11 protein-coding genes are annotated in these 17,951 nt (G+C 72.7%); 4 read left to right on the top strand and 7 right to left on the bottom strand.

All coding sequences use genetic code 11. The features are described from left to right. Positions 1 to 17: 17 nt before the first annotated feature. The 3 genes from OHL10_RS03500 (at position 18) to galK (ending at position 4,546) form a co-directional block, all read left to right on the top strand. Positions 18 to 1,175 carry a P-loop NTPase gene (locus tag OHL10_RS03500; RefSeq protein WP_265520755.1) on the top strand — a complete coding sequence of 386 codons (1,158 nt, stop codon included), beginning with the start codon at positions 18 to 20 and terminating at the stop codon, positions 1,173 to 1,175. A 72-nt stretch (positions 1,176 to 1,247) separates the two neighbouring features. Beyond that, a complete protein-coding gene (locus OHL10_RS03495; protein WP_265520754.1) occupies positions 1,248 to 2,093 on the top strand; it encodes a DeoR/GlpR family DNA-binding transcription regulator in 846 nt (281 codons plus the stop codon). Next, the gene (galK, locus tag OHL10_RS18700) at positions 2,090 to 4,546 is read left to right on the top strand and encodes a galactokinase (RefSeq protein ID WP_425498929.1); all 2,457 of its coding nucleotides are present in this window, start codon (positions 2,090 to 2,092) and stop codon (positions 4,544 to 4,546) included. The genes OHL10_RS03495 and galK overlap by 4 nt, the downstream gene beginning before the upstream one ends. A 66-nt stretch (positions 4,547 to 4,612) precedes the next feature. Here the strand turns inward: galK and OHL10_RS03480 are convergent, their stop codons facing one another. The 4 genes from OHL10_RS03480 to OHL10_RS03465 form a co-directional block, all read right to left on the bottom strand. Further along, positions 4,613 to 5,413, bottom strand: coding sequence for an exodeoxyribonuclease III (locus OHL10_RS03480; protein ID WP_265520753.1), 801 nt, complete (start codon positions 5,411 to 5,413; stop codon positions 4,613 to 4,615). Positions 5,414 to 5,491: 78 nt separating this feature from the next. After that, complete coding sequence (locus OHL10_RS03475; RefSeq protein WP_265520752.1) at positions 5,492 to 6,373, bottom strand: bifunctional methylenetetrahydrofolate dehydrogenase/methenyltetrahydrofolate cyclohydrolase; 882 nt, start codon at positions 6,371 to 6,373, stop codon at positions 5,492 to 5,494. Positions 6,374 to 6,492: 119 nt separating this feature from the next. Beyond that, positions 6,493 to 7,782 carry a serine hydroxymethyltransferase gene (glyA, locus tag OHL10_RS03470; RefSeq protein WP_265520751.1) on the bottom strand — a complete coding sequence of 430 codons (1,290 nt, stop codon included), beginning with the start codon at positions 7,780 to 7,782 and terminating at the stop codon, positions 6,493 to 6,495. Positions 7,783 to 8,007: 225 nt separating this feature from the next. Further along, entirely contained in the window at positions 8,008 to 8,526 is a 519-nt protein-coding gene (locus tag OHL10_RS03465) for a GNAT family N-acetyltransferase (protein WP_265520750.1), read from the bottom strand. A 39-nt stretch (positions 8,527 to 8,565) separates the two neighbouring features. Here OHL10_RS03465 and purU point away from each other — a divergent pair, with 39 nt between their 5' ends. Next, positions 8,566 to 9,435 carry a formyltetrahydrofolate deformylase gene (purU, locus tag OHL10_RS03460; protein WP_265520749.1) on the top strand — a complete coding sequence of 290 codons (870 nt, stop codon included), beginning with the start codon at positions 8,566 to 8,568 and terminating at the stop codon, positions 9,433 to 9,435. 93 nt (positions 9,436 to 9,528) lie between these two features. Here the strand turns inward: purU and pulA are convergent, their stop codons facing one another. The 3 genes from pulA to OHL10_RS03445 all read right to left on the bottom strand — a co-directional run bounded on the left by pulA (position 9,529) and on the right by OHL10_RS03445 (position 17,941). Then, the gene (pulA, locus tag OHL10_RS03455) at positions 9,529 to 15,711 is read right to left on the bottom strand and encodes a pullulanase-type alpha-1,6-glucosidase (protein ID WP_265520748.1); all 6,183 of its coding nucleotides are present in this window, start codon (positions 15,709 to 15,711) and stop codon (positions 9,529 to 9,531) included. 191 nt (positions 15,712 to 15,902) lie between these two features. Then, positions 15,903 to 16,673: an ATP-binding cassette domain-containing protein gene (locus tag OHL10_RS03450; RefSeq protein ID WP_265520747.1), complete on the bottom strand. Its 771-nt coding sequence runs from the start codon at positions 16,671 to 16,673 to the stop codon at positions 15,903 to 15,905. Between the two features lie 71 nt (positions 16,674 to 16,744). Then, complete coding sequence (locus OHL10_RS03445; RefSeq protein WP_265520746.1) at positions 16,745 to 17,941, bottom strand: ROK family transcriptional regulator; 1,197 nt, start codon at positions 17,939 to 17,941, stop codon at positions 16,745 to 16,747. Between the last annotated feature and the right edge of the window lie 10 nt (positions 17,942 to 17,951).

Here is a 17,951-nt window from a genome sequence, read left to right as displayed (position 1 = left end):
CCACCTACGATGGACGCATGGCCGGCCCCTCCCCCTCGACAGATCTCGACCAGTCCGTCCGGCGCGCCCTGGACGCGGTGCTCGACCCGGAGATCCGGCGACCGATCACCGAGCTCGGCATGGTCAGGTCGGTCGACGTCCTCCCCGGCGTCGGGGCGGACGGCGCGCACGTCACGGTGGGCATCGACCTCACCGTCGCGGGGTGCCCCATGAAGCAGACCCTCGTGCGCGACGTCACCGCCGCGGCGGTCGCGGTGGAGGGCGTCGCGCGGGTCGAGGTCGTGCTCGGGGTCATGACCGCCGAGCAGCGCGCAGAGCTGCGCACGATGCTGCGCGGCGGCGTCGGTGAGCCGGAGATCCCGTTCTCGAAGCCGGACTCGCTGACGAAGGTCTACGCGATCGCGTCCGGCAAGGGCGGCGTCGGCAAGTCCTCGGTGACGGCGAACCTCGCGGCCGCGCTCGCCGCCGACGGCCTGGCCGTGGGGGTCGTGGACGCCGACATCTACGGGTTCTCGATCCCCCGGATGCTGGGCGTCGAGGGCCAGCCCACGCGCGTGGACAACATGCTGCTGCCGCCCGTCGCGCACGGGGTCAAGGTCGTCTCGATCGGGATGTTCGTCCCCGCGGGCCAGCCGGTGGTGTGGCGCGGACCGATGCTGCACCGCGCGCTGCAGCAGTTCCTCGCCGACGTCTACTGGGGCGACCTCGACGTCCTGCTCCTCGACCTGCCGCCCGGGACGGGGGACATCGCGATCTCCGTCGCCCAGCTCCTGCCCGGCAGCGAGATCCTCGTCGTGACGACCCCGCAGGTGGCGGCCGCGGAGGTCGCGGAGCGTGCGGGGTCGGTCGCGCTGCAGACGCAGCAGGGCGTCGTCGGCGTCGTGGAGAACATGTCTTGGCTCGAGCAGCCGGACGGCTCCCGCCTGGAGCTCTTCGGCGCCGGCGGCGGGCAGACCGTCGCCGAGAACCTCGCCGCTGCCACGGGCGGGCCCGTGCCGCTGCTCGGCCAGGTGCCGCTCGACGTCTCGCTGCGCGAGGCCGGGGACGCCGGCACGCCCGTCGTCCTCGCCCACCCGGACGCCCCCGCGGCGCTCGCCCTGCGTGGGGTCGCCCGGGGGCTGGCGACCCGGGGCCGGGGCCTGGCGGGTCGTCGGCTGGGGCTCTCCCCCGTCTGAGCACACCCGACCGCCAACGGCGCATGTTAGTTCTTGTTTGAAATTGTTGATAAATCGGGAGACACTGGGGGCATGCTCGCCTCCCAGCGTCACGAACACATCCTCGCGCAGATCCGGGAGCACGGTGCCGTGCGGATCTCCGAGCTCACGGTCGCGCTCGACGTCTCCGACATGACCGTCCGACGAGACCTCGTCGAGCTCGCCGAGCGCGGGCTCGTCCGCAAGGTCCACGGCGGCGCCGTCGCCCCCCACACCACCTCGCACGAGCCCGGCTTCGCGGTGAAGAGCACGCTCGCCACCGCGGAGAAGCAGGCCATCGCCGTGGCCGCGGCCCAGCTCGTCGCCCCGGGGTCGTCCATCGCGCTCGGTGCAGGCACGACGACGCACCTGCTCGCCCAGGCGCTCGTCGCCCTCCCCGCCGTGAGGCCCCTGACGGTCGTGACGAACTCCGTCCCCGTGGCGGAGACGTTCCACCGGGCGGGCGACCCGCGGATCGAGACCCTGCTCACGGGCGGCGCGCGCACGCCCTCCGACGCGCTCGTCGGACCGATCGCCGAGTCGTCGCTCGCCGAGCTGCGCGTCGACCACGTCTTCCTCGGCACCCACGGGGTGAGCGTCGAGGCCGGCCTCACGACGCCGAACCTCGACGAGGCCGCCACCAACCGCGCGATGATCGCGAGCGGCGCGCAGACCGTCGTGCTCGCGGACCACACGAAGTGGCAGACGACCGGGCTGCGAGTGTTCGCCACGCTGGCCGAGGTCGACGTGCTCGTGACCGACACCGGCCTCGCCCCCGCCGACCAGGAGGAGGTCCGCGCCCTCGTCGAGCGCCTCGTCCTCGCCCCGACCCCCACCGCTCCCTCACCCGCGGGTACGCCCGCCGGCTCGACACCACAGACCGAAGGAACCACCCGATGACCGCGCACCTGCGCCGCACGTCCACCCGTCTCGCCGACGGCCGTGAGCTGATCTACTTCGACGACACGCCCGCGTACGTCAGCGGGGACCTGACCCGCCGTCTCGACGACCCGCGCCCCCTGCCCGACCGCTTCGCGCCCGTCCCCGACGCCGACGGCGTCCCGCAGCCGTACACCGGCCCCGAGATGCGCCTCGACCCGCTCAGCGGCGACTGGATCCCCATGGCCGCGCACCGGATGAACCGCACCTTCCTGCCCGCCGCGGACTCCTGCCCGCTGTGCCCGGCGCGGCCGGGCGCGGCCTACTCGGACGGGGAGATCCCCGACACCGACTACGACGTCGCGGTCTTCGAGAACCGCTTCCCCTCGCTCCAGCACGTCCCGGGCCAGGAGCTCGGCACCCTGCCCCTCGCGGACGAGACGGATCTCGAGGTGACCCGGCCGGCGTCGGGTCGCTGCGAGGTCGTGTGCTTCTCGAGCGACCACCACACGTCGTTCGGCGCCCTCGGCCCGCGCCGGGTGCGCACCATCATCGACGCGTGGGCCGACCGCACCGCGGCCCTCGGCCAGGAGCCCGGCGTCGAGCAGGTCTTCTGCTTCGAGAACCGCGGGCAGGAGATCGGCGTCACCCTGCACCACCCCCACGGCCAGATCTACGGCTACCCGTACGTCACGCCCCGCACCCGCGCGATGCTCGACCAGGCGCGCGCCCACCACGAGCGCACCGGCCGCAACCTGCTGCGCGACGTCCTGGACGCGGAGCTCGCCGACGGGCGGCGCATCGTGCTCGAGACCGAGCACTGGGTCGCCTACGTCCCCTTCGCGGCTCGCTGGCCCGTCGAGGTCCACCTCGCCCCGCGCCGCGACGTGCCCGACCTGCCCGCCCTCACCGACGCCGAGCGCGACGACCTCGCGACCGCCTACCTCGAGCTCCTGCGCCGCCTCGACCTGTTCTTCGAGGGACCCGACGGCGAGTCCGTCACCCTGCCGTACATCGCCGCCTGGCACCAGGCGCCGGTGCGCGTCGACCGCGACCTCGCCCGCCTGCACCTGCAGATCTTCTCCGTGCTGCGCTCGCCGGGGAAGCTCAAGTACCTCGCCGGCTCGGAGTCCGGCATGGCCGCCTGGGTGAGCGACACGACGCCCGAGCGGATCGCCGCCCGCCTGCAGGCGATCGCGTCTGCGCCCGCCGCGCCGGGCTGGGTGCCCGCCTGGGAGCAGCACGACGGCGCCGCTCGCGCGGCCACGGTCTTCGCCGACGCGTTCGGCGGGGACGAGGCGCCCGTGTGGAGCGCGCCGGGTCGCGTCAACCTCATCGGTGAGCACACGGACTACAACGCCGGGCTCTGCCTGCCCATCGCCCTGCCGCACCGCACGTACGTCGCGCTGCGCCCCCGCACCGACGGTGTCGTGCGCCTCGCCTCGGCGCAGGCTCCGGGCGAGGTCTGGGAGGCGCGGCTCGAGGACGTCGCTCCCGGCGCGGTCGCCGGGTGGGGGGCGTACGTCGCCGGGGTCGCGTGGGCGCTGCGGGAGCACCTCGTCGCGACCGGCGGCGACCCCACGGTCGTTCCCGGGTTCGACGCCGCCGTGGACTCGTGCGTGCCGTTCGGCGCGGGCCTGTCGTCGTCGGCCGCGCTCGAGTGCGCTGTCGCGGTCGCGCTCGACGACGTCGCCGGCCTCGGTCTCGCAGCCTCCGACGCAGGCCGCGCGACGCTCGCTGCCGCGTGCATCCGCGCGGAGAACGAGGTCGCGGGCGCGCCCACGGGCGGGATGGACCAGTCGGCGTCGCTGCGCGCGCAGGCCGGGCACGCGCTGCTGCTCGACTGCCGCCCGGGCCTCGACCCCACCGAGTCCGCGGAGCAGGAGCCGTTCGACCTCGAGGCCGCGGGCCTCGCGGTCCTCGTCATGGACACGCGTGCCGAGCACCGGCTCGTCGACGGGCAGTACGCCCAGCGGCGCGACACGTGCGAGGCAGCGGCGCACACCCTGGGCCTGACGTCGCTGCGCGAGCTCGCCGACGGCGTCGCCGCCTCCGACGACCCGGCCGCCGCACTCGCGGGGGCGCTCGGCTCCCTGCCCGACGACGTCTCCCGTCGCCGCGTCCGCCACGTCGTCACCGAGATCGGCCGCGTCCGCGATCTCGTCGCGCTCCTCCAGGACGGTCGCGTCGGCGACATCGGGCCCCTCATGGACGCCTCGCACACGTCCCTGCGCGACGACTACGAGGTGTCGAGCGTCGAGCTCGACGTCGCCGTCGAGGCCGCCCGCGCGGCGGGCGCTCTCGGTGCACGGATGACCGGCGGCGGGTTCGGCGGGTCGGCGATCGCGCTCGTCGCGGCCGACCGCGCCGAGGCGGTCGCGGACGCCGTGCGCGCCGCGTTCGAGCGCGAGGGCCTCGGCGCGCCGGGCTTCCTGCTCGCCGTGCCGTCGACGCCCGCCGGCTCTGTCGCCTGAGTCCCGTCCCGTCGACGACGAGGGGTGCAGCGCTGCCCGCGCTACACCCCTCGTGCCGTCCGGGCGTCAGAGGTCGTAGGTCGCCACCAGCGGAGCGTGGTCGCTCCAGCGTCCCTCGTAGTTCGTCGCCCGGTCGACCTCGACCTTGACGGCCGACTCCGCGAGCGTGGGGCTCGCGAGCTGGTAGTCGATGCGCCAGCCCGAGTCGTTGGCGAACGCCTGCCCGCGCCAGGACCACCACGTGAACGGTCCGGGTCCCTCGCCACCGTGGCGTCGCCCGAGGTCGGTGAAGCCGATCTCGTCGAGCCAGACGTCGACGTAGGCGCGCTCCTCGGGCAGGAAGCCGGCGCTCTTGAGGTTGCCCTTCCAGTTCTTGATGTCCACGTTGCGGTGCGCGATGTTGAGGTCGCCGGCCACCAGCGCGCGGTGCGGGCCCGCCGCGAGCTCCCGCATCCGCTCGGTGACCTTCGCGAGGTAGGCGTACTTCTCGTCCATCTTCGGGGTCCCCGCGACGCCCGAGTGCAGGTACGCCGAGACCACGGTGAGCAGCTCGCCCGAGGCCAGCTCGACGTCGGCCTCCACCCAGCGGCCGGTGTCCACCGGGGGCTCGGGCTCCCCGCGGCCCAGGCCCACCCGCACGGCGTGCACCGGCAGCCGCGAGGCGACCGCGACACCCGCGCGCCCCTTGATGTCGGAGGCCTGGTGGGCGACGTGCCAGCCGTCGAGCAGGTCGTTCAGCACCGAGTCCGGGGCGCGGACCTCCTGCAGCAGCAGGACGTCCGGGGTGCGGGTGGCGACCCAGTCCCCCATGCCCTTGCGGTAGGCGGCGCGGATCCCGTTCACGTTGGAGGTAGCGATCGTCAGCACCAGGCCATCAAACCCCACCGCACCCACACGGCGGCCGGCGGGCGGGCGTGACCTTGACCTCACCCGCGCAGGACCGGCTCAGGAGAGCGCGCGCTCCGCCGTGTCGACGACGTTCGCCAGGAGCATCGCACGGGTCATGGGCCCGACACCGCCGGGGTTGGGCGAGATCCACGACGCCACCTCGGCGACCGCGGGGTCGACGTCGCCGCGCAGCCGGGCCTTGCCCGTCTCGGGATCGACGACGCGGCTCACCCCGACGTCGAGCACGACGGCACCGGGCTTGACGTGCTCCGGGCGCACGAAGCCCGGCACGCCGGCGGCCGCCACGACGACGTCGGCGCCGCGCAGGTGCGCGGCGACGTCGCGGGTGCCCGTGTGCGTGAGCGTGACGGTCGCGTTGATGTCGCGGCGCGTGAGCAGCAGGCCGATCGACCGGCCGACCGTCGTCCCGCGCCCGACCACGACGACGTCCTTGCCCGCCAGGTCGATGCCGTGGCGGCGCACGAGCTCGACGATGCCGGCGGGCGTGCACGGCAGGGGGGACGTGACGGGCTCGTTGACCCGCAGCACGAGCCGCCCGAGGTTGGTCGGGTGCAGGCCGTCGGCGTCCTTGTCGGGGTCGATGAGCTCGAGCACACGGTTGGTGTCGATGCCCCGCGGGAGCGGAAGCTGCACGATGTACCCCGTGCACGCCGGGTCCTCGTTCAACCGCGTGATCGCGGCCTCGATGTCGGCCTGCGTCGCGTCGGCGGGCAGGTCCTCGCGGATCGAGGCGATGCCGACCTCGGCGCAGTCGCGGTGCTTGCCCGCGACGTAGGCCTGCGAGCCCGGGTCGTCGCCGACGAGCACCGTGCCGAGCCCGGGGGTCACGCCACCGGCGACGAGCGCCGCGACGCGGGTCGCGAGCTCGGACTTGATGACGGCGGCGGTGGCCTTGCCGTCGAGGATCTGTGCGGTCATGGAGTTCTCCCTGGGGCTCGGGCGGCTGCCGCCCGCCGAGCATGCGACCGGCGACCGTCCGGGCCAGGACATGGTCGCCGACCGCATGCTCGGCGGCGGGGCGGGGGTGCGGGTGGGTGCTACTGGGCCAGACCGGGGTACAGCGGGAAGTCGGCCGTGAGCTTCGCGACCCGGGCGCGAAGCGCCTCGACGTCCGCGCCGGCGCCCGCGACGAGGGCCGCGGCGATGATCTCCGCGACCTCCGTGAACTCGGTGTCGCCGAAGCCGCGCGTCGCGAGGGCGGGCGTGCCGATGCGCAGGCCGGACGTGACACGGGGCGGGCGGGGGTCGAACGGCACCGCGTTGCGGTTCACCGTGATGCCCACCGCGTGCAGGAGGTCCTCGGCCTGCTGGCCGTCGAGCTCGGAGTGCCGCAGATCGACGAGCACGAGGTGCACGTCGGTGCCGCCGGTGAGGACCGAGACACCGGCCGCCGCGACGTCGGGCTGGGCGAGACGGTCAGCGATGATGCGCGCGCCGTCGATCGTGCGCTGCTGGCGGGCCTGGAAGTCGTCCGAGCCGGCGATCTTGAAGGACACGGCCTTCGCGGCGACGACGTGCATGAGCGGGCCACCCTGCTGGCCCGGGAACACGGCGGAGTCGATCTTCTTGGCGTACTGCTCCTTGCTGAGGATGAAGCCGGAGCGCGGGCCGCCGATGGTCTTGTGCACCGTCGAGGACACGACGTCGGAGGCGGGCACGGGCGACGGGTGCAGCCCGGCCGCGACGAGGCCGGCGAAGTGCGCCATGTCGGTCCAGAGCTTCGCGCCGACCTCGTCCGCGATGTCGCGGAACGCCGCGAAGTCGAGGTGCCGGGGGTAGGCGGACCAGCCCGCGATGATGACGTCGGGACGCTCCGCGAGCGCGGTCTTGCGGACCTCGTCCATCTCGATGCGGTGCGTCTCGGCGTTCACGCCGTACGCCGAGACGTCGTAGAGCTTGCCGGAGAAGTTGATCTTCATGCCGTGCGTGAGGTGGCCGCCGTGCGCGAGCTCGAGGCCGAGGATCTTGTCGCCCTTGTTGATGAGCGCGTGCAGGACGGCGGCGTTCGCGGTCGCGCCCGAGTGCGGCTGGACGTTGGCGTGCTCGGCGCCGAAGAGGTCCTTGGCGCGGGCGATCGCGAGGTTCTCCGCGATGTCGACCTGCTCGCAGCCGCCGTAGTAGCGGCGGCCGGGGTAGCCCTCGGCGTACTTGTTGGTCAGCACGGAGCCCTGCGCCTGCAGGACGGCGCGCGGCACGAAGTTCTCCGACGCGATCATCTCGAGGGTGTCGCGCTGACGGGCGAGCTCACCGTCGAGGACGGCGGCGATCTCCGGGTCGACCTCGAGCAGCGACTGGTCGAGGACGGTGTCTACCTGCTGGGCGCTCATGCGTCTCCTTGGGTTCGTGGCAGTCTGCGGTTGACGGTGGGCCACGGGCTCGTGTCCGGGCGCGCACCCACCAGGGGCGACCCGGGGCCCAGGCGAACGACCCGTCGTCTGCACAGCATGCCGCTCCCCGGTGGTGATCCACCATCCCCGCTCACCCCGGCGGCCGAAGGCCTGCGGGGCGCGGGTGCGCCAGTCGCGACGCGCACGATCCTAACGCACGGGCGGTCAGTCCTGCCCGACGGCGTTCGCCTGGTTGCGCGCGTCGAGCTCGCCGAGGATGCGCCGCAGGTAGGTGTAGGTGAGGTCCCCGGCGGCCTTGTCGAACTGCTCCTCGTAGCCGTGGCGGGTGTACAGCTCGAGGTTCTGCTTGGAGTCCTTGCCGGTGAAGACCCAGATCTCCTTCGTCTGCTCCGGCAGGTACGGCAGCACGGCGAAGAGCATCTGGGTGCCGATGCCCCGGCCCTGCTGGTCGGGCGCCACGGCGAGGCGGCCGAGCGTCGCCTTGTCGTCCTCGATCTCGACGCGGACGGAGCCCACGAGCCGGTGACCCTCCCAGGCCCCGACGGTCACGACGCCCTCGGCGGCGAGGTCGGCACGCAGCTCGGCGAGCGTCTGCGTGAGGGGCGGGATGTTCGGGTCGCCGTAGAGCTGTGCCTCCGTGACGAACGCGGCCCGGCGGAGGGTGAGGAGCTCGCCGGCCTGCTCGTCCGTGACGAGCTCGATGGTGATCTGCGCGTCGTTCATGGGCCCATCGTCTCAGAGATCGCCCGGTACCGTGGTCCCGTGAGCGACGCGACGACCGTGACCGGTCCTCCCCACTGGGTCCTGACCCTCTCCTGCCCCGACCGCTCCGGCATCGTCCACGCGGTGGCGGGGATGCTCGCCGAGCACGGCGGCAACATCACCGAGTCCCAGCAGTTCGGCGACCCCCTCTCGGGGCTGTTCTTCATGCGGGTCCAGGTCGAGTCGGCGGCGTCCCGTGCCGAGCTCGAGACCGCCATGGCCGAGGTCGCGGCCGAGTTCACGATGTCCTGGCACCTCGACGTCGTGGGCCGTCCCGTGCGCACCCTGGTGATGGTCTCGAAGGCGGCGCACTGCCTCAACGACCTGCTCTTCCGGCAGCGGTCGGAGAACCTGCCCATCGACATCGTGGCCGTCGTCGGCAACCACCCCGACCTCGCGGAGCTGGCGGCGTTCTACGGCATCGACTTCCACCACGTGCCGGTCACGCGGGCGACCAAGGCGGAGGCCGAGGCGCGGCTCCTCGAGCTCGTGCACGAGCTCGACGTCGAGCTGGTGGTCCTCGCGCGCTACATGCAGATCCTCTCCGACGAGCTGTGCCGCGAGCTCGAGGGGCAGGTCATCAACATCCACCACTCGTTCCTGCCGAGCTTCAAGGGCGCCCGACCCTACGCGCAGGCGCACGACCGCGGTGTCAAGCTCATCGGCGCCACGTCGCACTACGTGACGGGCGACCTCGACGAGGGCCCGATCATCGAGCAGGACGTGGAGCGCGTCGACCACTCGCGCCACGTCGCCGACCTCGTCGCGCTCGGGCAGGACGTCGAGCGCCGCACCCTCGCCCGCGCGGTGCGCTGGCACGCCGAGCACCGCGTCCTCCTCGACGGGCACCGGACGGTCGTCTTCCGCTGATCCCTTCCTCCGCCGGCGGTCAGCCGCGCAGACGCCGACGGGCGGGTCAGGTCCGCGAAGGACCCGACCCGCCCGCCGGCTACCGGGACGTCGTCACGAGCAGCTCGCTGCGTCGTAGTCCACCCGGAAGGTCGACGTCACCTCCTCGCCGTCGACCTCGGCCGTCGCCGTGACGGTCGCCGTCCCGGCCGCGATCGCCCCGGCGCGGGTGTTGAACGTCTGGAACAGCGCCTTGCCCGGCTGCACCACGGGACGGGTGCGCGAGCCGTACACCGTCTCGACGGTGATCGCCGCGGGCACGTCGCCCGCGTTGGTCGCCGAGACGGCCAGGAACACCTTGGGCCCGAGGCACTGGGTGCGGGTCTCGACCGTGACGTCGACCGCCGGTGCCGTGCTCTGCTCCTCGACGAGCACCGCGACCGTCCGGGCCGGCACCGTGACCGTCCCCGTCGCGGCGTCCCACGTGGTCTCCTTGACGACGTCGTCGCTCCCGTCGGCCTGGACCGGCGAGAGGGCGTACTGGCGCCCTGCGAGGTCCCCGATCTCCTGGGTGACCGGTTCGGGTGACGCGTTGAACACGGCGAGCACACCGTCGAGCGCCGGGTCGACGTCCACGGTGCCCGCGGTGTCGTCCACGCCCATGACGACGACGCCCGGGACGGCGTCCGGTCCCGAGCCCGGGAACGTCATCTTCTCCTCGATGAGCGCCGCGTCGCCGAGCCGGAACAGCTCGGTGGAGAAGCGCAGCCGCAGGAGGTCCTGCGCCTGGGCCGAGGACGTCGCGATGTCCTGCGGGTCGGGCTTGAGCGCCGGGTCGGCCAGGAGTGGCCGCATGACGTCCCACTTCTCGCCGTTCTCGGAGGCCATCGGCAGACCACGGCCGAAGCCGTTGTCCTGACCCGTCCAGTCGATCGCGTTGAACCAGTCCCCCGAGTTGTAGCTGTTGCGGTCGAGGGACTTCGAGCGCAGCAGGTCGGTGCCCGCGTGCCAGAACGATGGGGTCTGCGCGAGTGCGGCCGTGGCGAGCGAGACAGTGTTCATCCGCACACGCTCGTCCATCGGCGTGTCGGCGGGGAGCTTGAGCGCCAGGAGGTCGAAGAGCGTCTCGTTGTCGTGCGCGTCGACGTAGGTGACGACCTCCTCGGGCGAGTCGGCGTACCCCGCGGGCGAACCGCGGTAGTCGATCTCGTCACCGCGGCGCTCGGTGCCGTCGGACGTCTCGAGCACGTAGGCGCGCAGGTTGCCGGCGAGGCCGAGGCGCACGAGGTCGCTCTGGTGGCCCAGGTCGGCGAACTCGTCGTCGGAGCCGTCGTTGACGGTGCCCGGCTGCCCCATCCGGGCCGGCTGCCCGTTCGGGTCGGTCGCCAGCCCGGTGCCGAACCCCTGCGTGAAGGTCGACGCTCCGTCGACCGGCGAGCCGCCGTGCACGGCGTCGCGCAACCGGTCGGAGAACGTCCCGATGCCCGTGCCCCCGAGCTGGCCCTGCGTGGCCTGCTCGAACCTCGCGTTGTCCGCCACCTCGCCGAAGTTCCAGCCCTCGCCGTACAGGTAGACCGACGACCCGTCCACGCCGTCCTCGGCGAGCGTGAGCTCGTCCAGGGCGGCCCGCACGGCGAGCATGTTGTCCTTCGAGTGGTGGCCCATGAGGTCGAACCGGAAGCCGTCGACGTGGTAGTCCTTCGCCCACGTCACGACAGAGTCGACCATGAGCTTCTCGGCCATCTCGTGCTCGGTGGCCACGTTCTGGCAGCAGGTGCTCGTGGCGACCGCGCCCACCTCGTCGAGCCGGTGGTAGTAGCCGGGCACGACCTTGTCGAGGACCGACCTCGCCCCCTGCCCGCTGGCCGCCGTGTGGTTGTAGACCTTGTCCAGGACCACCTGCAGACCGGTGTCGTGGAGCGCGCCGACCATCGTGCGGAACTCCGCGACGCGGGCGCCGCCCTCGGCCTCCACGGCGTAGGAGCCCTCCGGGGTGGAGAAGTGGAACGGGTCGTAGCCCCAGTTGAAGCCGTCGAGGTCCTTGATCGCCTCGACGGCGGCCTGCTGCTGCGGGGAGTCGGGCGCGAACGCCGAGAGGTCGGCGTCCACCGTGGCCTGGTCCACCTTGTCCTCGGGGATCGTGGCGAGGTCGAAGGTCGGCAGCAGGTGCACGGTGTTGATGCCGGCCTCCGCGAGCTCGCGCAGGTGGCGGGTGCCGTCGGAGTCCTCGGCGAACGCGAGGTAGGTGCCGCGCTTGTCCGCCGGCACCGACTCGTCGGCGATGGAGAAGTCGCGCACGTGCAGCTCGTAGATGCTGCGGTCGACCGGGCGCTCGACGATCGGCGCCGGGGTGTCCGTCCACAGCGCAGGCTGGTAGGCGGGGTCGTCGAGGTCGACGAGCACCGAGTGCGTCGAGTCGAGCGTCAGGCCCACCGAGTACGGGTCCGTGACGGTGTTCGTCGTGACCGCGCCGAGCGCGGGCACGAACACGTCCACCTCGAACCGGTAGCGGTCGCCCGCCCAGTCCTCGGCGCCCTCGACCGACCACGTGCCGTCGGCGGCGCGCGTCGCCGCGTGCCGCTCCGGGTCGCCGGTGAGGTCGGCGTCCGCGTCCCAGCGCAGGACGGCCACGTCCTGGGCGGTCGGAGCCCAGATCCGCACGGTCGGCACGCCGGCCGACCAGGTCGCACCGAGCGGGGTGTCGGCGGCGTCCTGCGCGAAGAGGTCGTCGAGGACACCGGGTACCTGCACCCCGGTGAACGCGGTGAGCGCGTCGCCCGTGCGCTGGGCGACCTGGACCTCGCCGGTGAGGAACGCCTCGACCTGCTGGGTCGTCGGGGCCTCGCCGTCGACGACGAGGCGCAGGGCCACGTGGTCGGCGAGGTGCGGGAACCGGTCGCGGACGTCCTGCGGGAGGCCCGCGTCGTCCCGGACCAGATCGATCGAGCCCGAGCCCTCCGGCCCGACGACGTCCCCGTCCTCGAGCGCGAGGCCGCCTGCGGGAGCGTGGTGCAGGCTCCACACGAGGTCCGCGGGGTCGGCACCGCCGAGGAGGTCCGTGGGCCAGGCGACGAGGTCGGCGGCGATCCAGTGCGCCCGCTGCTGACCGGTGCCCGCGAGCGGCGGGTCCACCGTGTCGATCGTCAGGACGTGCGTGGCGATGTCGTAGGAGAAGCGCACCTCCTTGCCCTCCGAGGCACTGAACGAGTAGTTCGACCCGTCCGGCGTGCCGCCGACGCCGTAGTTCTCGGACCACGAGAGGCCGTGGGCGACCTTCGTCTCGTACGCACCCTCGGCGAGCGACGACGTCGACCACGTGTAGACGCCGTCGCCGTCAGGGTCCTTCAGCCAGGTCGCGAGGCAGTCGGGCTGCCACGCACCGGGGCAACCCACCTGGTCCTGGTACGACCCGGGCAGCGTGACGATCGGGCCCTGCGCGGTGGAGGAGAAGTCCTTCGAGACCGGGTCCCAGTAGAACGTCACCGGCCCGTCCTGGGCGAGGGTGTACGTGGCGTTGGCGCCGCCGGGCGCACCGCCCACGCCGTAGTTCACCTCCCACGAACCGTTGACCGCGACCTTGTACTCGTAGGTGCCGGCCGGCACGTCGAAGGTCCCGGAGTAGACCCCGTCGGGACGCTTCGTCAGCTGCGCGGCCTCGCATCCAGGGGCCCAGTCGGCGGCGCACCCCATCGCGACGTTGTGGTTGCCGGGGACGGTCACCAGATCGATGTCCGGCTCGGGCTCCTCGGTCGCGTCCCCTGCGACCGAGACCCCGATGCTGGCGTAGGTCGAGGCCGCGGTGCGGTCACCGTCCGCGTCGAGCGTCACGGCGCGGTACTCCACGAGGGTGCCTCGCGCGAGGGTGGTGACGTCGTGGAAGACCCGCGGGTCGGTGTCCTCGGCGGTGCCGAGCGGCTGCCACGCGTCGTCGGAGGCTCCGACGGTCCGCCAGGCGAAGCTGGTCTCGGCCCAGGTGTCGTCGTCGACGTCGGCCGCGACGGGCGAGACCCCGCGCAGGGCGGCACCGGGCGCCGGGACGGCGACCGAGATCTCCCCGCCGGTGCCGGCCGCGACCTCGCGGTCCGCGACGAGCACGGTCGTGCCGAGCGCCGGCACCTCGAGCGTGATCTCGCCGTCCTCGCCCGCGGTGACGGGCTCACCGCCGCCGTGCAGGACGTCGTAGGTGGCGCCGGGGGTGAGGGTCGTGAACGTCGCGGTCCGCGCCTCGCCCGCGTTGTTGAGCGCGACGAGGTGCTCGACCTTCTCCTCGCGGTCCACGCGCGAGAAGGCGTAGACGCCCGCGCCCGACTCGGCGAAGCGCTCGATCTGCGCGCCGTCGGTGAGCGCCGGGTGCTCCGCCCGCAGCGCGGCGAGCTCGGCGATGTGCGTGTACATCGGGGTGTCGGTGTCGAACCGCTCCTGGGACCCGGCGGTCTCGCCGGTGATGAGCTGCTGGTCCGCGTACTCCTCGACCTGGGTCGGGAAGAGCGTCTGGCGGGCGTCCTTGTCGTTGCCGCCGCCGACGCCCGCGAAGCCCTGCTCGTCGCCGTAGTACACGACCGGCTGGCCGCGTGTGAGGTACATGAGGTCGTGCGCGAGCTGCGTGCGCTCGAGCGGCTCGGGGGTGTTGTTCATGAAGAACCCGATGCGCCCCATGTCGTGGTTGCCGAGGAACGTGGGCAGCGCCGACGCGGACGTCTCGGGCGTCGTGTAGAGGTCGTCGCTCGCGAACAGCTGCGCGAGGCCGCGGGCGGAGTTGCCGCTCGCGAAGCTCGAGGCGGCGGACTGGAACGCGAAGTCGAGCACCGAGTTCATATCGGTCCGGCGGACGTACGGCGACAGCAGACGCGCGTCGGCGTCGTAGACCTCGCCGAACATAAAGAACTCGTCCTTGCCCTGCGCGTGGGCGTACTCGAGGACCTCGGTGGTCCACGTCTCCCAGAACTCGAAGTTCACGTGCTTGACGGTGTCGACCCGGAAGCCGTCGATCCCGAGGTCGACCCAGTCCTGGTAGACCTCGACGAAGCCGTCGACGACGGTCGGGTGCTCGGTCATGAGGTCGTCGAGACCGTCGAAGTCACCGAGCGTCACCGACTCGCCCGTCCACGTCGAGTTGCCCCGGTTGTGGTAGAGCGTGGGGTCGTTGAGCCACGCCGGGACCTTGAGGTCCTGGTCCTCCTCCGAGACCACGGGCGTGTAGGGGAACGACGTCGCGGCGTCCAGCTCCGGGAAGGAGCCGGTGCCCGCGTGGTCGGCGGGGTCGAAGACCACGCCGTCGGCGTCCCGGTACGGCGAGGTGGCCTGGTCGATGTAGCCGTACTCCCCCTCGGCGTAGGAGATCACGTCGGCGGTGTGGTTCGTGATGATGTCGAAATAGACCTTGATGCCCTCGGCGTGCGCCTCGTCGATGAGCGCCTCGAGCTCGTCGTTCGTGCCCAGGTGCGGGTCGATCTGCGTGAAGTCCGTGATCCAGTAGCCGTGGTAGCCGGCGGAGGCGTCCGCGCCCTCGCCCTGCACGGGCTGGTTCTTGAACGAGGGCGTCAGCCAGATCGCTGTCGTCCCGAGGCCGGCGATGTAGTCGAGCCGGTCGCGCAGGCCCTGGATGTCACCACCGAGGTAGAAGCCCTTGTTCGTCGGGTCGTACCCGGAGACGAGCGGGTCGTCGCCGAGGTCCGCGGTGTTGTTCGTGGGGTCGCCGTCGTCGAAGCGGTCGGTCATGACGAAGTAGAAGTTCTCGTCCGACCCGGCCTGGCGCACCGGCGGGACGACGAGCCCGGCGTCGGTCGCGTCGTCGTAGGCGCCCGCGAGGTCGAGGGGCGCGAGGGAGACCCGCTTGGCCTCGTCGTCGAACGTGAACCGCAGGGTCGTCTCACCCTCGATGACGAGCGGGATGTTGTCGGCGCCGCCGTCGAGGCCGTACGTCTCGTCCCACGTCCCGTCGACGGCGACCTTGTACTCGTAGGTCCCGGCCGGGAGGGTGACGTCCGCGGCGTACAGACCCTCGGTGCCCGTCGGTGCGAGCGCGCTGGCGGCGCACGCGGGCTCCCAGTCGCCGCCCGCGCCGCCACCGGCGTCCTCGCAGCCGAGCTCAGACTGCAGGTCGCCGACGAGCGTGAAGGTCCGGGTGTCGGCTGCCGCGGGAAGGGCCGTGGAGGTCAGGGCGAGGCCGGTCAGGCCGGCGATCCCGCCGAGGGCGACGGCGCCGGCGGTGACGGCGGCGACCGGACGAGACGGCAGACGGCGTGGTCGCCGCCTGCCGGTCGGGCGCGAGCGCGCGGGGGGCAGGGCACGAAGCATGGAGGACTCCCTCGTCGTCCGGGGAGTCGGTCAGCGCGTGCTGCGCCGGACGACGTCGGCCCCGCGATCGCTGGAGGCGCTGGGTAGGACGACGTCGGCCGAGCCGCGCGCTCCCCTGCACGCGGCTGGTCCGACTGTACCGCTTGCTGAAACTTGCAGCAACGGGTTGACCAGGTTGTCGGGAGGGGCGCTCAGCGCGGTGTGGACCACCCGTCGTGCGCCGGTACGTCGTAGTGCGTCGCGCCCGTGATCGCGGCCAGGATGGCCTCGTAGCTCGCCGTCGCGCCGAAGGACCCGTTGTTGCGGCCGTGCCGCAGCACCTCGATGCGGTCGGACACCGCGCGCACGTCGTTCATGTTGTGGCTGATGAGGATCACGCCGAGGCCCAGGTCGCGCAGCCGCTCGATGAGGGTGAGCACCTCCGCGGTCTGCGCGACCGACAGCGCGGCGGTCGGCTCGTCGAGCACGACGAGCCGCGGGTTGCCGATGAGGGTGCGCGCGATCGCAACCGACTGGCGCTGACCGGCGGACAGGGTCGACAGCTTGGTGCGCGCCGTGGGGATCCTGCTCGTGAGGTCCCGCAGGATCTGGCGCGTGATCTCCTCCATCCGGCCGTCGTCGAGCATCCCCGCGGTCCGGATCTCGCGACCCAGGAACAGGTTGGCGGAGACGTCGAGGTTGTCGCACAGCGCGAGGTCCTGGAAGACCGTGGCGATCCCGAGGTCGTGGGCGACCGACGGGGACGAGATGGTGACGGGCACACCGTCGAGCTCGATGAGCCCGACATCCGGCGACAGCACCCCCGAGATCACCTTGGCGAGCGTGGACTTGCCGGCGCCGTTGTCGCCGACGAGCGCCACCACCTCGTGGGCGTGCACGTCGAGGTCGACCCCGGCGATCGCCTCGACGGCACCGAAGTGCTTGCTGATGCCGCGCATCGACAGCAGCGGAACCCTGGTCATTGCTCTCCTCGTGTCACCTGCACCTCGTCGGGCAAGGGATCCTTCCAGCGAACCTGTCCGGGCGAGGTCCGTCAACCCGCTGCCCTCGCGCCCGGCGGTGCCGCCCCCGGCTCGTCGAGGCGCACGGGGACCTCGGTCGACCGCAGGACCAGCTCGACCGCACCGAGGACCTCGGCGCGAGCGCCGAGCGCCGACGGGACGACCGTCAGCGGGGCGATCTCGTTCGGCAGGACACCCCGCAGGACGGCGGCGCGCAGCGGGTCGATGAGCGTACCGCCGGTCTCGGCGAGCTCGCCGCCCACCACCACGCACTGCGGGTTGATCGCCATGCCCAGACCCGCCACGACACGTCCGATGGCCGCTCCCGCGTCGGCGACGACCCGGGAGCACCCTGGGTCGCCTGCGTTCGCGCGCTGGACGACGTCCCGCAGCGCGAGGGTGCCATGGCTCGCGCGCAACGGATCGAGCAGCGCCGGCGCTCCGACCACGGTGTCCAGGCACCCACGGCTGCCACACCGGCAGATGTCGCCCTGCGGCTCGACCTGGACATGGCCGATCTCGCCGGCGGTCCCGGCGATGCCGCGGTGGACCTGTCCGTTGATGACGATCCCCGCGCCGGTCCCGTAGGAGGCGCGGACGTAGACGAGGTCCCGGTGCTCACGCCCGACGCCCAGGGTGACCTCGGCCAGCGCGCCGAGGTTCGCGTCGTTGTCGACGTACACGGGCCGCGCGATGCGCTTGGCGAGGACGGTCCCGACGTGGACGTCGTCCCAGCCGCGCATCACTCCCCGCACGGAGATCATGCCGGTGGCGGTGTCGACGGGCGCGGGCAGGGCGACCCCGACACCGACGACCTCGTCCAGCGAGGCGCCCACCCGCTCCAGCATGCCGACGAGCAGGAGGACCGCCCGGTCCAGGCTCGTGTCGGCGCGGTGCTCGTGCGGGAGCGGGAGGGTCTGCTCGGCCACGACGTCGTGCGCGAAGTCGCCGAGCGCGATGCGCAGGTGCCTGTGCCCGATCTGGATACCCGCGGCGAGTCCCACCTGCCGGGCGAGGGTGACCATCTGCGCGCGGCGACCGCTGCGCGTGGTGGTCTGCGTGTCGACGACGCCGGCGCCGAGGAGCTCCTTGACGATCGTGGAGACCGTCGCCGGGGAGAGCCCGGTCGCACCGACGAGCTCGACCTGGGTGAGGCCACCGTACTGCTTGATCGTCTCGACGATCAGCGTGCGGTTCGCCTCACGCAGCGAAGACTGCGAGCCCGACATGGACACCCCG

This window comes from Oerskovia flava (genome assembly GCF_026163685.1).
GTDB lineage: Bacteria > Actinomycetota > Actinomycetes > Actinomycetales > Cellulomonadaceae > Oerskovia_A > Oerskovia_A flava.
This window is presented reverse-complemented; position numbering and strand designations above follow the sequence as displayed.